The following is a 13,071-nucleotide window of genomic DNA, read 5'->3' as shown; positions in this document are numbered from 1 at the left end:
TCCTGTGCAGCTTTCCGCCAGGCCTTCTACTCGGCCACCACCAGCATCAGCGAGCTGCTGCGCTCGCCCTCACTCACCACGCAGTGGTAGGCGCCGGGGGCCAGTCCGCGCACGTTTAGCGGCACTCGCTGCGGGCCCTGGCCCAGCACCTGGCCATCGAGCAGCCGACGCACCTCGCGCCCCAGGCCATCGAGCAGCACCAACTGCACTACCCCCCCCTGGCTCTCGAAGAGGGCCGTGGCCTGGTCGGCCACGGGGTTGGGGTAAAGCGTGAAACCCGCCACCGGGGTAGCGCCGGCCACCGTGGCCAGGGCCGTTTGCTTGATAACCGGCACGTAGGGAAACGGCTGGCCAAAGAGCTGATTGAGGGTGCCTTGCGGCACCTGAAACCAGTCTTTGAGAATACTGGTGTACACGCTCCGAAAGTCAATCTGCATAGCAATGTTGTCGTTCACGCCCGCGCTGGCCGGCAGCTGCGGGTTGGGGCCGTGCACGATGGGGTTGGCCTGCGCGCCAAACACCAGCAGCGGGGCCGCCGCGCCGTGGTCGGTGCCGTAGCCCGAATTGGCCCGAATGCGCCGGCCAAACTCCGAAAACGTCATCCCCACCACCCGGTCCTGCACGCCCAAGCGCTTAAGGTCATCCTGGAAGGCGTTGATGCCGTCGGCAATCTTGCCCAGCAGCGTGGCGTGCGCGCCGGTAGTGGTGCTGCCGGTGGTCGGCACCTGGTTGGAGTGCAGGTCGAAGCCGCCGAGCTGGCACACGTAAATGCGCGTGCTAAGGCCACCGGCCACCAGTTGGGCCACTATTTTGAGCTGGTCGGCCAGCGCGTTCTGGCCGGCGGCCGGGTAGAGCGGCGACAGGTTTTTGGCCTTGGCCGCCGCCGCCTGAATGGTGGTCGTGTACACCTGCGTCTGGCTCACCACCTGCCGGATAAACGCCAGCTCGTGGCCCGCCTGGGTGGCTGGGGCCGCATCGGTGCCGCCGCTCAGCAGCTGGTAAAAGCTGGTGGTGCTGGCAATGGCCATGCCCATGTTCACGGTGGGGCCTTGCACGCAGTTGCTCACCACCGAGCCAATGCTGATGGCCAGCGGGTCGGGGTTCTGGGCGCTGGGGTAGCCCGTCGGGAAGCCCGGAAACTCACCGTCGAGGTAGCGCCCGCCCCAGCCGGTGGTCCACACCACGTCCGAGCTGGAGCCCGAAGTCCAGATATCGGTGGCCCGAAAGTGTGAAAAATTGGGGGTCGGGTAGCCCACGCTCTGCACCACGCCCAGCTGGCCGTTCTTATACAGCTGCTGGGCCGTGGCCATTGCCGGGTGAATGCCCGTGGCCGCCGTGAGGGGCAGCACCTGGCTCTGGGGCAGCATAATGTTGGGCCGCGCCGCCGCCAGGGCCGCATACTGGTCCACCGGGATAATCATGTTCAGGCCGTCGTTGCCGCCTTGCAGCTGCACGATTACCAGCACTTTATCGGTGGCGGTGGTGGCATTGGTGAGCGCCGCCAGCTCAGGCGAGTAGCCGTAAGCCCCAATGGGAAAGCCGTGCAGCATCGCCGCGCCCGTCACCGTGGCCCCCGTGCTTTGTAAAAATTTGCGCCGTTTCATAAGTAGCTGGTTGCCAGTAATTAATTTCGATAGTTAATCGCCCGTCATTGCGAGCTTGCGAAGCAATCGCACCCGAACGTCGTCATTTGGGCATCGTTCGGGTGCGATTGCTTCGCAGGCTCGCAATGACAAACGACTGCTAATCAGCAATTAGCTCAGCTGATACTCAGCCAGGCCAGCCAACGCCTTCACCATTGCCACCAGCTTGGTCGTCACCGCGTTGCGGCGGGCCGGGTTGGTGGACGCGGCCAGGTACTGGTTCCACTCGTTGGTCCACTCAAAGTCGGGCAAGCCGGGAATGAGCGCGTTTTTCAAAAAATCCAGCTGGCTGGCCGTGAGCACGATAGGCACCATCAGGCGCACGAATTCGGCGATGACCAGGTTGGGGTCCTGGGCCGTGGCGGGGGGTAGGGCCTGCACCCAGGCCACGAGGTCGGCCTTGAAGGTGAAGCTGTTTCTGGTGAAGCCCGTGCCGATGAACAGGTCGGTGGTCTGGTTGCGGCGCGGCAGCGTCACTGAGTTTATCCACAGCTCGTGAAACTGCGGCGTCTGGTAATAAGCCGCCCAGCCGGCCACGTTGGGCGGGTCGCCCAGCCACTGCTGTTGCACGTAGGTGAGGCTGTTGAGGTAGTCCCACACGCCATACAGCGCCACCGGGCTGCCGGCGGGGGGTAGGGCCAGCTCCAATTGTCGGCATAAGCCCACCGTGAAATCGAGCGGGTTTTTGATAAGGCAGCCCACGTTGGCCGCGTCGAAGAAATGCTGCGAGCTGAAAAGCGTGCGCAATACCGGCACCACGTCGTAGTTGCTCTGCACCAGCAGCGTGGCCAAGGGCTGAATAATGTCGCTTTCTACCTGCGAATCAATCACATAGTATACAAACCAACGGTAGAGCTTGCGCACCAGAAACGCCGCCGTGGAAGCCTGATTGAAAATCAGGTCAATCAAATCCTGGTACTCATTGGCGCCGTTGGGCGCAATCTTGGCGTTATTAAAAGCGGCGCTGAACTGCTTGGTGGTGGCGTCGTGGCGGCTGGCCGTGAAGTAGCCGCTCACGGTGCTGGCATTATCGCGCCAACCGGTGAGCACGCGGGCGGCAGCCTGCACGTCGGCCTCGGTATAAGTAGTGTAATTACCGGCCCCGATGAGCGGCCCCTTGCCCAGCGTAAACAGCTCCATCAGCTCGCGGCCGTAGTTCTCATTAGGAGCGCCCACCACGCTCTGGTTGCCGTTGAGGTAGCGCAGCATGGCCGGGTTAATGGTCACGTCCTTAGCTAGTTGCCGAATATTGCCCAACGCGTACTGGCGCAACAGCCGCACGTACTCGTAGCCGTAGCCCGCGCTGTTGATAGTGCCAAACTCCACCACGAAGTGGTTGTGCCAGAACAGCGTCATCTGCTCACTCAGCGACGGGCCCTGGCCCAGCTGCTGGCCCAGCCACCAGTCGCGCAGCGACGCCCGGCGCACGCCCTCCAGCGTCTGGTCAAACGGCTGGCCCACCCACGTCTGCCCAATGGGCACCGTCGTGTCGGTGGCGCTCACGTTGAGCGGCGGGGCGGGGGTAGGGGGCGCGGTCAGCAGCCCGTTGAGCACGGTGGTGAGCGACGAGCCGGCCGCTGCCGCTAGCTCGCCGCGCGTGGGCCCAAACAGGCAGCGCCGCAGCAAATGCGTGGCCTGGTCGGCGCCCCAGGGGCCGGTGTAGGCGGCCAGCATGGTAGCCAGGGGGCCAACTCGCTGAGGCAACGCCTTGTTGGCGTAGGGGCTGATAGTTTCGGGCGGGTCGCTGCCCAGCGGGGCGGCAGCTTGCGCCGGCGCGGCGGGCGCGCGCCGCCCGGCAGGCGGGGGCTGGAGGAAAGCTCGGCGGTTCATAGGCAACGAGGCAAGTGTACCCTAAAGATGCGGCCCGCTGACGAAAGTTTAATGCCTGATTAACAAATTTTTATTATCGTAAAACCCAGCGACATTTTTTCGCCTGCCAACCGCCGCGCCGCGTGCCCTACTCCCCTGTTTCCGGTCCAAGGTCGGGTAGCCTAAAGATGCGGCCCGCTGACGAAAGTTTAATGCCTGATTAACAAATTTTTATTATCGTAAAACCCAGCGACATTTTTTCGCCTGCCAACCGCCGCGCCGCGTGCCCTACTCCCCTGTTTCCGGTCCAAGGTCGGGTAGCTGCCAGCCGCGGCCCAGCCAGCGCCGCAGTGCCCGCCGCCACCCCGGCAGCGCCCGGAACCGGGCCTTGTCCTCGGCCAGGGCGGGCACGTCGAGGCGGGCGGCGCGGGCCTGCCACTCGTTCAGGCCGCGGGGGGTGGGTAGGGCAAAAAGCGCCGCCAGTACCGGCCGGATTTCCTTTAAATTCCAGTAGTGATACACCCACGGCGCGGCCTCGCGCACCGGCCCGGCCTGCGCCCACACCACGCTGAAAGCCAGCTGCTCCATCACGTGCTTGGGGTAGCGGCGATACAGCTGCTCGGTGAGGGCCAGCACCGTGGCCAGCCGGGGCGCATCGGCGCTGCGCAGGCCCAGCACGCCGGCGTTATACATCTGCGTTTCGGGGCTAATGGCCACGCCGCCCGCCAGCGCCTCTTGGCCCGGCGCCAGCCGCAGGGCGCGGTTTATCTTGCGATTCAGCGGGTTGCCGTCGCCCAGCCGGCCTTCGGCCACGTGCATAAAGTGCTCGCCCCGGCCCAGCGCCGCGAAGATTTCGGCCGGCGACCGCACCCAAATGGTATCCGTATCGGCGTATAATAAATTGCCTGCGTGGTGCGCCGCCGCGTGCTGCAACACCTTGATTTTGACCCGGTGCACGAAGTCAATTTCCCCGCGCCACGCCTGCCACTGCGCCGGCTCGATGGGCACGTATTCCACGGCCGCTACCTCGCCCAGCACCGCCCGAAAGTGCGCCGGCTTATCAGTATATACCAGCACGGTGGCGCCGGTCGGCTGCCGCAGGTAAGACAGGATGCTCAGCAGCGCCTCGTGCCGAATGTCGGGGCTGCCGTAGGCCTGGTAAAGGAGGTAGTCGCCCATGCGGGGCAAAGGTACGGGCGGCTTTTCGCGCCGGGTTTCGCCACGTGAAGCCACTGAATTTCGCAGGGGTAGGAAGCCAAAAAAGCCTCGCCGAATGAGGCGAGGCTTTCAAGTATTAGCAGAAAAAAGAGAGAAAAGCTTATTCGTACACCTTCACCACGAAGACGAAGTCTTGCAGGCGCTTGATTTGCTGCGGGCGGCCCGCGCCAAGCAGCTGATTGAAGCGCGGCAGGTGGTAAGCCGACTCCGGCTGGTGATTTTTGAGCGAATCGACCAGGTGCACCAGGTACGACGACTTGGTGGCGAAGGCGGCACCCAGCACGTCGTCCTGCCGGCTGCTCACCACCCCAATCAGGTTGCCCTGGGCATCGAGCAACGGTCCGCCTGAGTTGCCGGGGTTCAGCGGAATGCTCACCTGGTAGAAGGCCGAGTCGCCATCGTAGCCCGAGCGGGCGCTCAGCGCGCCCTCGCCATACACTACGTCTTCGCGGGGGTAGCCCAGCGTGAATACACGCTCGCCCAGGTCGGCCTGCCCGGCCTTAAAGGTGTAGGGCAGCCGGCCAAAGGTCTTGAAGCTCTGGTCTTTGATGCGCAAAATGGCCAGGTCGTGCTTCTTATCAGTAAACACCGTTTCAGCGCGGTAGCGCTGGTGGTCGCGGCCTTCCACCAGCAGCGAGTCGGCCCCCTTAATCACGTGGGCGCTCGTCACGAGGTAGCCATCCGAAGTGAGCGCGAAGCCCGTGCCGCTGAAGCGGTTGGTGCGCACGGGCGTCGCCGTGGCGTCGCTCATTTGGTTGGCAACCTTCTGCGAGAGAACGCGCTGGCTGCGCACTATCTGGGCCACTTCGCGCCGCAGCTCCCGCACGCCGCTGGCCGTCGGCGCATTGGCCGAGTGCCACAGGCTCAAGCCGGTCAGCGTGCTGAACACGGCCAGCACGGCCACCGAGGCGGCCACGCCCACCGTGGCGCGGTGCCCGCTCCAAAATTCGCGCAGCTTTTGCTCGGTGCGCGAGAGGCTCAGGCGCGGATTCACGGCGTAGGTGAGGCCACCGGCCGCTCGCTCCTCAAACACCGGGGTAGCCTCGGCGGCCAGCATGGCCTCGTGCAGGTTGCTGATAGTCTGGCGGGTGCGGCGGCGCTCGCCGTAGGCGGTCAGCGTGCCCGTCAGGTCCAGGTACTCGGCGTAGAGCTGGCCCAGCCGGGGCTCGGCCCCGAGCCGGGCTTCCAGGCTGGCCCGCGCGCCAGCCGCCAGCTCCCCGCGCTGGTAAGCCTCAAAAAGGGCGTAGTAATCGGCTTCGGTTTGCATCTTTTTGGGTGAGACCTATTCGCGTTTGTCACTGCGAGCGAAGCGCGGCAATCGCCTCAGCGCGACACCCAAACGATTTCGTTCTGGTGCGATTGCCGTGCTTCGCTCGCAATGACAAATGGATTAAGCTTCTTTATAACTAGCGAAAAACAACTTCTTCAGGCGCGTTAAGCACTTGTATTTCTGGGTTTTGGCGGTGTCGGCGTTGGTGTAGCCGTGCTCCGCCGTGAGGTCCAGCATCGATTTATCGAGCAGGTAAAAGCCTTCGAGCAGCGAGCGGCAGGGCTCGCCCAGGTGGGTCAGCGCCTCGCTCATTGTCGCGAAGCGCCGGTCGTGCTCCTCGGCTTCCTGCACATCGTCCTCGGCCCCGGTGTTGAGGTAAGGGCCGTATTCTTCCTCGTCGAGCAGGCGCACGCCGTGCAGCCGGCTTTTGGAGGTGAGGCGCTTGAGCCACAGGCGGCGGCACACGGCGTAGAGGTAGGTTTTAATCTGGCAGCTCAGCTCCAGAGAGCCTTCGCGTACCTTCTCATAAAATACCATTACGCCTTCCTGGTACACGTCGCGGGCATCGTCTTCCGAACCGCTGTTTTGCAGCACGAAATGCGAAACCATCGGCCAGTGCAGGCGATAAAGCTGGCTGAGCGCCCGCTCATCGCCACCCTGAATGGCTTTGATGAGTTGAGCGTCGGCGGCCAGCGCCGTGGTGCTATCCATGTTCATTCGCTTCGGGGCTTAATGCAGGCTAACGGGCATTAGTAACCCATGAGAATTTTTTAAATATTTTTTTACAACCACCGGGTTACCTCTTCATAGCGGCGGCATTAAGGGCAGATTTCTGTTAATCCCCCTTCAAATTTACCCCAAGATGAACAACGTTCTGAAAGTATCTGCCCTGTTCCTGGCCGTTGGCCTGGCTTCGTGCGAGTCGAAAACCGCCACGACCGAAACCACCACGCCCGCTGCTACCGAGTCGACCATGAGCACCACTACGGACTCGACTTCGACCATGTCGGCCGCTCCCGCTGCTGGCGCTGATGGCGCTATGGCTCCCGCTGCTGGTGCTACCACCACCGATGGCGCTATGGCTCCCGCTGCTGGCACCACGACGGCTCCCGCCGCTGGCACCACCCCCGCCCCCAAGTAATGGCAGCCGGGCCTGGCCCGGTATAGCTTTTATATCTAAAAAAGGGTTCGCACTGCATTGTGCGAGCCCTTTTTTATGCGCAGTCGGTTTTAGATGCAAGGTGTTGTTGGGTAAATAGTCAGGCAATCAGCGCCAGCAAATCGGCGGCAATGCCGGGCCAGGGCTGCTGCAAATCGAGCGTCGCGATGTGCACCGGGTGGCCGCCCAGCGTGTAGCGCACGTCCACGGCCGCCGTGGCCGCCGGATACAGCAAAATGCCTTCGAGCGCCTGGCCGGGGGTAGGGCGCAGGTTTTGGAGGTAGGCAAAAAGCTGGTAGAGGTGCGGCGCAATGAGGCGCACTTGGTCGTAGCGCGGGCGCAGGGCAGCGGCGTAGTACTTGGTATCGAGCACAATCTTGCGGGCCGGGCTGTCGAGCGTCGTGTCGGTGAGCATGGTGGGCAGCAGCGCCAGGTCGGCGGCGTGGGCGGCCTCAGCCTGCCAGGCAATGGTTTCGGCAAACACGCGGTACTGGCGCTGCTCGCGGCGGTAAAAATTGCGCACCGCCTGCTCAAACAGCCGCGCCATCAGCCGCTCATCGCGCCGAAAATCGGGGAAGCGGCTCCGGCTGCCTGCGGCCGGCGCGGGCAGCGACGTATCAAAAATCAACTCGCACAGGTGCAGCAAAAATGCCTCGGCCGCCGCCAGCCGCTGTCGCCGCAGCGCCCCAAACACCGGCGCGGCCGGCACCAGTGGCACCACGCCGGCGGGCAGGCGGCGGCGCGCCTCGCTCACCTCGCGGCGCAGCGCCAGGGGTAGGCCGGGGTGAGGGGCCAGGGCGGCCAGCGTGCCGGCCAGCAGCCGGTGCAGCGGCTGGTTGGGGCTCAGCTCATCGAAGCGGCACACGGCGCGGCCCTGGGGCAGCAGCGCCCGGCCCAGCGTGGGTGCCAATTCAATGCGCCCTCGCAACTCTCTGGCTTCCTGCTCTATGCTGCTAAACGATAGGGGCAGGCCGCGGCGCAGCAGCTGGCGTGTGGCGTGCAACAGCATCTGGGTCAGCAGCTCCAGCGGGCGCTGAAAGGGTGCGGCCTCAGTGGCTTGCAGCACCGCCAGCTCGGGCAGGCGCTGCCAGGCATAGCACAACAAATAATAAAGGGTAGCCAGCGGAATCACGAAAATGTGCGGTAAGCTTTAGCTTGCCGTAAAATGTTGTTTTAATAGCTGCTGTTACGTAGCGGGGAGTAGCGCGAACTTTGTAGTTCGCGTCCCCGCGCCGTTAAAATGGCTTGAACGGCGCGGGGACGCGAACTACAAAGTTCGCGCTACTCCCCGCTGCCATCTCGAATAAGGTAGGGCGTAACAGCAGTTAATAGAGTGCTAAAAGTGAAAGAACGCTGCTTCACCACGACAAGCTAAAGCTTACCGCACGGCCCTACACGTCAGCCAGCAGCCGGCGCAGCTGGGCGGCGGCTTTGTCGGGCTGTTCGCGCCAGTAGTCGGCCAGCAGCGGGCCGATTTCCTGCTCAAAAATCAAGCGCAGCCAGGCGCTGGCCTCGGCCGCGCCAAGGGGGGTAGGGGGCGCGCAGAAGTAGCTGTGGCCGATTTCAAAATCGGGTCCCAGCTCGGGGTCGGCGGCAATCACGTGGTTGAGGGCCGCCATCCGCTCGGTCAGCAAGGCGATGAGCGGTGCGGGTACTTGCTTATCCAGTAGGAGTTTACGCAATGATTCGCCAAACTGCGGCCGCATGGCCACGAAGGCAAAACGCCGCCGCAGGGCGTAGTCGAGCGGGGCCAATGAGCGGTCGGCCAGGTTGAGCGTGCCGATGACGTACAGGTTATCGGGCACGAAAAACCGCAGTGCCTCGGGTGGGGCGTAGGGCAGGCGCAGGGCGTGGGCCGGCCCACGCTTGTCGGGTTCTAATAGCAGCAAAAACTCGCCAAAAATGCGGGCCACGTTGCCGCGGTTCAACTCGTCAATCAGCAAGAAATAGGGCCGCTCGGGGTGCTGGGCGGCGCGCTGGCACAGCAACGGCAGCACCCCCGGCACCAGCCCAAACTGCCCCTTCGGCCCCGGCCGGAAGCCTAGCATAAAATCCTCGTAGCCGTAGCTGGGGTGAAACTGCACCAGCTCGATGCGGCCCTCGTCCCGCGCGCCCAGCAGCAGCCAGGCCAGGCGGCGCGCCAGGTAGGTTTTGCCGGTGCCGGGCGGCCCTTGCAGCAGCAGCGCCCGGCGGCGGAGCAGGCCAGATAAGCTGTCAGCCAGCTCATTAGCAGTGATAAAAAGCTCGGCCAGCGCGTCGGCCTCGGTGTAGGGGGGGATGGAATAAGTTGCGCCGGGCTCGGCCACGGCCGCGCCGCGCAGGGAGGTTTCGGAGCCCACGTACAGGTTTTCGGCCTGCTGCTCGGCGGCCTGCTCGTGGTCGTGGGCCGAGCCGGCGGCCAGCATGGGGCGCTTGGCCGCGATGGTGAAGTCGAGGGCTTCGAGCTGGGCATTGGTGGGCTGGCCGGCGGCGTGGGGCCAGCGCGCCTGCGGGTTGGCCAGGGCCAGGCGGTAGGCCAGCTCGGCCACGGCGCGGGGCGGGTAGCGGCGCCCCCGATACAGCAGCTCATACACGGTACTGGGGGGTAGGCGACGGCCCTCGCGCTCTGCCAGGCGCAGGGCGCGCAGCACCTGTTCGCGGGTGAGCAGCGCGGGCGGCGGGGTGGGGGTAGGGACGGTGGGCACGGTGCAAAAGAACACCGGCCGGCCGGCAACGGCACGGGTTGCCCCCGGTTTCGGGCGCGGCTTGTCTGCTGGCGCGGTCCCCAACTTCGCCGTGGCGGGCCGGTTACTAGCCGTATGGCTCAGCAATTTTCCCCCGACCCCGCCGCGCTTACGGGCATCACGGCTTTCCAAAACCTGCCCGCCGAAGTGCTGGCCTGGCTGCTGCAAGCCGGCGAGCTGCGCCAATATGCCGATGGCGAGGTCATCGTGCACGCCGGCGACCCCGCCGATACGATGATGGGCGTAGTGCGCGGCGGCATGCAGTACTTCCGTGATAGCAACGGAGCTTCGGAGCTGGTGTTTCGGGTGGCGGCCGGCAATATTAGTGGGGTGCTGCCTTATTCGCGGCTGCAAGTAATTAGAGGAGAAGGCATTGCTGTTGGTGAAACTCTGCTATATCTGCTGCCCCGCACCGAGTTTCCGGCCCTGGAGCAGGTGAGCCCCGAGCTGGTGCAGCGGCTGGTGGGCATCATGAGCGACCGCGCCCGCGACGAGGTGCGCGGCCAGGAGCGCGACGACAAGCTGCGCGCCCTGGGCAAGCTCTCGGCGGGCCTGGCCCACGAGCTCAACAACCCCGCCGCCGCCATTGCCCGCGCCGCCGATGCCCTGGGCAATATGTTGAAAAACAAGCCGATACTGCTCAAAAACCTGCTGCTGGCCTGCCCGCCCGCCGAGGCCGTAGCGGCGCTGCTCAGCGTGGGTGGGCCTGTCGGGGCCCTACCCCCCCGCTCGGCCCTGGCCCGCGCCGACGCCGAAGATGAGCTGGCCGACTGGCTCGATGCCCAGGGCTGCCCCGATGGCTTCGCGCTGGCCCCCAACCTCTTGGATGCCGGCCACTCGGCCACCACGCTGGGGCCGCTGGTCACCCCGCTGTCGGCGGCGGCCCGGCCGGCCGCGTTGGCCTGGCTCGAAAGCCACGTGTCGGTGCTGCGCCTCACCCACGATATTCGCGAGGCTAGCCAGCGCATCAGCACGCTGGTCGGCAACGTCAAAACCTACTCGCACATGGACCGCGCCGGCGGCCGCGAGCTGCTCGACGTAGCCGCCAGCCTCGACAGCACGCTTAATATTTTCGACTATGCCCTGCGTCAAAAAAACGTCAAGCTCACCCGTGTTTACGCCCCCGACGTACCGCGCGTGAGCGCCGAAATAGGTCAGCTCAACCAGGTGTGGACCAACTTGATAGATAACGCCATCGACGCCCTACCCCCCTCCGGCGGCTGCTTGGCGGTGCACACCGCCAAGCAGCCGGGCGGCGTCTGCGTCAGCATTATCGACAACGGCAGCGGCATTACGGCCGAAGTACTGGCCCACCTGTTTGAGCCTTTTTACACCACCAAGGCCGCCGGCGAGGGCAGCGGCCTGGGCCTCGATATTGCCCGGCGCATCGTGCGGGAGCACGGCGGCCGGCTGGAAGCCACGTCGGTGTCTGGCCGCACCGAGTTTTCGGTCTGGCTCCCGGTGGGGTAACCGACTGTGCGGTAAGCTTTAGCTTGCCGTAAGTAAAAATCTGTAAACCGATGGCAAGCTGAAGCTTACCGCACATTTTTTATGAAAAAGCCGATTATCCTCACCGTTGATGACGACGCCCAGGTGCTGGCGGCCATTACGCGCGACCTGCGCCAGGAATTTCGGCAGGACTACCGCATCCTGAGCGTCAATTCTGGGCCCGAGGCCCTCGCGACCCTCACCGAGCTGCGCGCCCGCGCCGAGCCGCTGGCCCTGGTGCTGGCCGACCAGCGCATGCCCGAAGTGGAGGGGGTAGCGGTGCTGACCCGCGCCCGCGAGCTGTTCCCGGAAGCCAAGCGCGTGCTGCTCACCGCCTACGCCGACACTACGGCGGCCATCAAGGCCATCAATTCGGCGCAACTCGACTACTATTTACTCAAGCCCTGGGACCCGCCCGAGCAGCTGCTCTACCCCACTTTGCACGACTTGCTGGCCAGCTGGCAGGCCACGTACCGGCCGGCGTTTGCGGGCGTGCGGCTCATTGGTTTTCAGTGGTCGCCGCTCTCGCACGAGCTCAAGGATTTTCTCAGCGGCTACATGGTGGGCTACCAATGGCTTGATTTTGAGAAAGATGCCGAGGCCAAGGCGCTGATGGAAGCTAACGGCTTCACGCCCGAAGACCTGCCGTTCGTCATTTGCCCCGATGGGCAGGCCCTAGCCAAGCCCAATAAGCTCGACCTGGCCCGGCACCTGGGCCTGTTAGTTGAGGCCAAGCAGGAGCTGTATGATGTGGTAGTAATTGGCGCGGGGCCAGCCGGACTGGCCGCCGCTGTTTACGGCGCTTCCGAAGGGCTGAAAACGCTCATCATCGAGCGGCAAACGCCCGGCGGGCAGGCCGGCTCGTCGTCGCGCATCGAAAACTACCTGGGCTTCCCGACCGGCCTCAGCGGGGCCGAGCTGGCCCACCGCGCCTGGAGCCAAGCCACCCGCCTGGGAGCCGAGTTTATGGCCCCGCAGGAGGTCGTTGACATCTGCATTCAGGATGGCTATAAGGTATTGACGCTAAGCGATAAGACGGAGATAAAGACCCGCGCCGTGGTGCTCACTACCGGCGTCAGCTACCGCGTGCTGGAGGCACCGGGGCTGGCGCGCCTTAGTGGCGCGGGCGTGTATTATGGGGCCGCCCGCACCGAGGCGCGCAGTTGCAGCAACCAGCCGGTATATATCATTGGCGGGGGAAATTCGGCGGGGCAGGCGGCCATGTACCTGGCTACTTTCGCCTCGCGGGTGTTCATTATGATTCGGGGTAAAAGCCTGGCCGCCAGCATGTCGGCCTACCTCATCGAGCAGATTGCCCAAACGCCCAACATCGAAATCCTGCCCCACACCCAGGTGCGCGAAGCCTGCGGCGAGCACTCGCTCGAAGCTGTGGTTATTCAGCAGGAGGGCCACGAGCCCGAGAAGCGGCCCGCGCGCGCGCTGTTCATCTTCATCGGGGCCAAGCCTAGCACCGAGTGGGTATGCCACCTGGCCCTCTGCGACCCCAAAGGCTACCTGCTCACCGGCCGCGACCTCGTGGCCGACCCACGCTACCAAGCCTCCTGGAAGAAAGACCGTGAGCCCTATCTATTAGAGACTTGCGTGCCCGGTATGTTTGCCGCCGGCGATGGCCGCGCCGGGGCGATGGCCCGCGTTGCCTCGGCCGTGGGCGAGGGAAGCATGGCCATCAAGTTCGTGCATCAGTATTTAGATGAGTAAAGTAGCGCGAACTTTCCAGTTCGCGCGCGAGCGGAGCGAGCA

10 protein-coding genes are annotated in these 13,071 nt (G+C 64.4%); 3 read left to right on the top strand and 7 right to left on the bottom strand.

All coding sequences use genetic code 11. From position 1 onward, the window contains the following. Nucleotides 1-26: 26 nt before the first annotated feature. From A0257_13250 to A0257_13230, 5 genes are all read right to left on the bottom strand, one after another. Nucleotides 27-1,604, bottom strand: coding sequence for a hypothetical protein (locus tag A0257_13250; GenBank protein AMR27961.1), 1,578 nt, complete (start codon nucleotides 1,602-1,604; stop codon nucleotides 27-29). 150 nt (nucleotides 1,605-1,754) lie between these two features. Next, nucleotides 1,755-3,473, bottom strand: coding sequence for a hypothetical protein (locus tag A0257_13245; protein AMR27960.1), 1,719 nt, complete (start codon nucleotides 3,471-3,473; stop codon nucleotides 1,755-1,757). 267 nt (nucleotides 3,474-3,740) lie between these two features. Further along, nucleotides 3,741-4,631 (bottom strand): hypothetical protein, encoded by an 891-nt coding sequence (locus A0257_13240; GenBank protein ID AMR27959.1) that lies wholly within the window; start codon nucleotides 4,629-4,631, stop codon nucleotides 3,741-3,743. A 139-nt stretch (nucleotides 4,632-4,770) separates the two neighbouring features. Next, the gene (locus A0257_13235) at nucleotides 4,771-5,937 is read right to left on the bottom strand and encodes a hypothetical protein (GenBank protein ID AMR27958.1); all 1,167 of its coding nucleotides are present in this window, start codon (nucleotides 5,935-5,937) and stop codon (nucleotides 4,771-4,773) included. A 123-nt stretch (nucleotides 5,938-6,060) separates the two neighbouring features. Beyond that, nucleotides 6,061-6,651, bottom strand: a complete 591-nt coding sequence (locus A0257_13230; GenBank protein AMR29756.1) for an RNA polymerase subunit sigma-70 — start codon at nucleotides 6,649-6,651, stop codon at nucleotides 6,061-6,063. Between the two features lie 151 nt (nucleotides 6,652-6,802). Between A0257_13230 and A0257_13225 the strand changes: the two genes are divergently transcribed. Next, nucleotides 6,803-7,081, top strand: coding sequence for a hypothetical protein (locus tag A0257_13225; GenBank protein ID AMR27957.1), 279 nt, complete (start codon nucleotides 6,803-6,805; stop codon nucleotides 7,079-7,081). Between the two features lie 118 nt (nucleotides 7,082-7,199). Here A0257_13225 and A0257_13220 read toward each other — a convergent pair whose 3' ends face one another. Continuing rightward, nucleotides 7,200-8,231 carry a hypothetical protein gene (locus A0257_13220; protein ID AMR27956.1) on the bottom strand — a complete coding sequence of 344 codons (1,032 nt, stop codon included), beginning with the start codon at nucleotides 8,229-8,231 and terminating at the stop codon, nucleotides 7,200-7,202. Nucleotides 8,232-8,490: 259 nt separating this feature from the next. Continuing rightward, nucleotides 8,491-9,783, bottom strand: a complete 1,293-nt coding sequence (locus A0257_13215; protein ID AMR27955.1) for a hypothetical protein — start codon at nucleotides 9,781-9,783, stop codon at nucleotides 8,491-8,493. A 114-nt stretch (nucleotides 9,784-9,897) separates the two neighbouring features. Here A0257_13215 and A0257_13210 point away from each other — a divergent pair, with 114 nt between their 5' ends. Together A0257_13210 and A0257_13205 are read left to right on the top strand one after the other, a co-directional pair. Continuing rightward, the gene (locus A0257_13210; GenBank protein ID AMR27954.1) at nucleotides 9,898-11,292 is read left to right on the top strand and encodes a hypothetical protein; all 1,395 of its coding nucleotides are present in this window, start codon (nucleotides 9,898-9,900) and stop codon (nucleotides 11,290-11,292) included. A gap of 81 nt (nucleotides 11,293-11,373) precedes the next feature. Then, entirely contained in the window at nucleotides 11,374-13,029 is a 1,656-nt protein-coding gene (locus tag A0257_13205; GenBank protein ID AMR27953.1) for a fused response regulator/thioredoxin-disulfide reductase, read from the top strand. Nucleotides 13,030-13,071 lie beyond the last annotated feature (42 nt).

This window comes from Hymenobacter psoromatis, assembly GCA_001596155.1.
Lineage (GTDB): Bacteria > Bacteroidota > Bacteroidia > Cytophagales > Hymenobacteraceae > Hymenobacter.
The sequence above is the reverse complement of the archived record's forward strand: the minus strand, read 5'-3'. Positions and strand labels throughout refer to the sequence as shown.

Coding starts and splice junctions, on each gene's coding strand:
- A0257_13250 (AMR27961.1), bottom strand. CDS start 1,604: ATGAAACGGCGCAAATTTTTACAAAGCACGGGGGCCACGGTGACGGGC.
- A0257_13245 (AMR27960.1), bottom strand. CDS start 3,473: ATGAACCGCCGAGCTTTCCTCCAGCCCCCGCCTGCCGGGCGGCGCGCG.
- A0257_13240 (AMR27959.1), bottom strand. CDS start 4,631: ATGGGCGACTACCTCCTTTACCAGGCCTACGGCAGCCCCGACATTCGG.
- A0257_13235 (AMR27958.1), bottom strand. CDS start 5,937: ATGCAAACCGAAGCCGATTACTACGCCCTTTTTGAGGCTTACCAGCGC.
- A0257_13230 (AMR29756.1), bottom strand. CDS start 6,651: ATGGATAGCACCACGGCGCTGGCCGCCGACGCTCAACTCATCAAAGCC.
- A0257_13225 (AMR27957.1), top strand. CDS start 6,803: ATGAACAACGTTCTGAAAGTATCTGCCCTGTTCCTGGCCGTTGGCCTG.
- A0257_13210 (AMR27954.1), top strand. CDS start 9,898: ATGGCTCAGCAATTTTCCCCCGACCCCGCCGCGCTTACGGGCATCACG.
- A0257_13205 (AMR27953.1), top strand. CDS start 11,374: ATGAAAAAGCCGATTATCCTCACCGTTGATGACGACGCCCAGGTGCTG.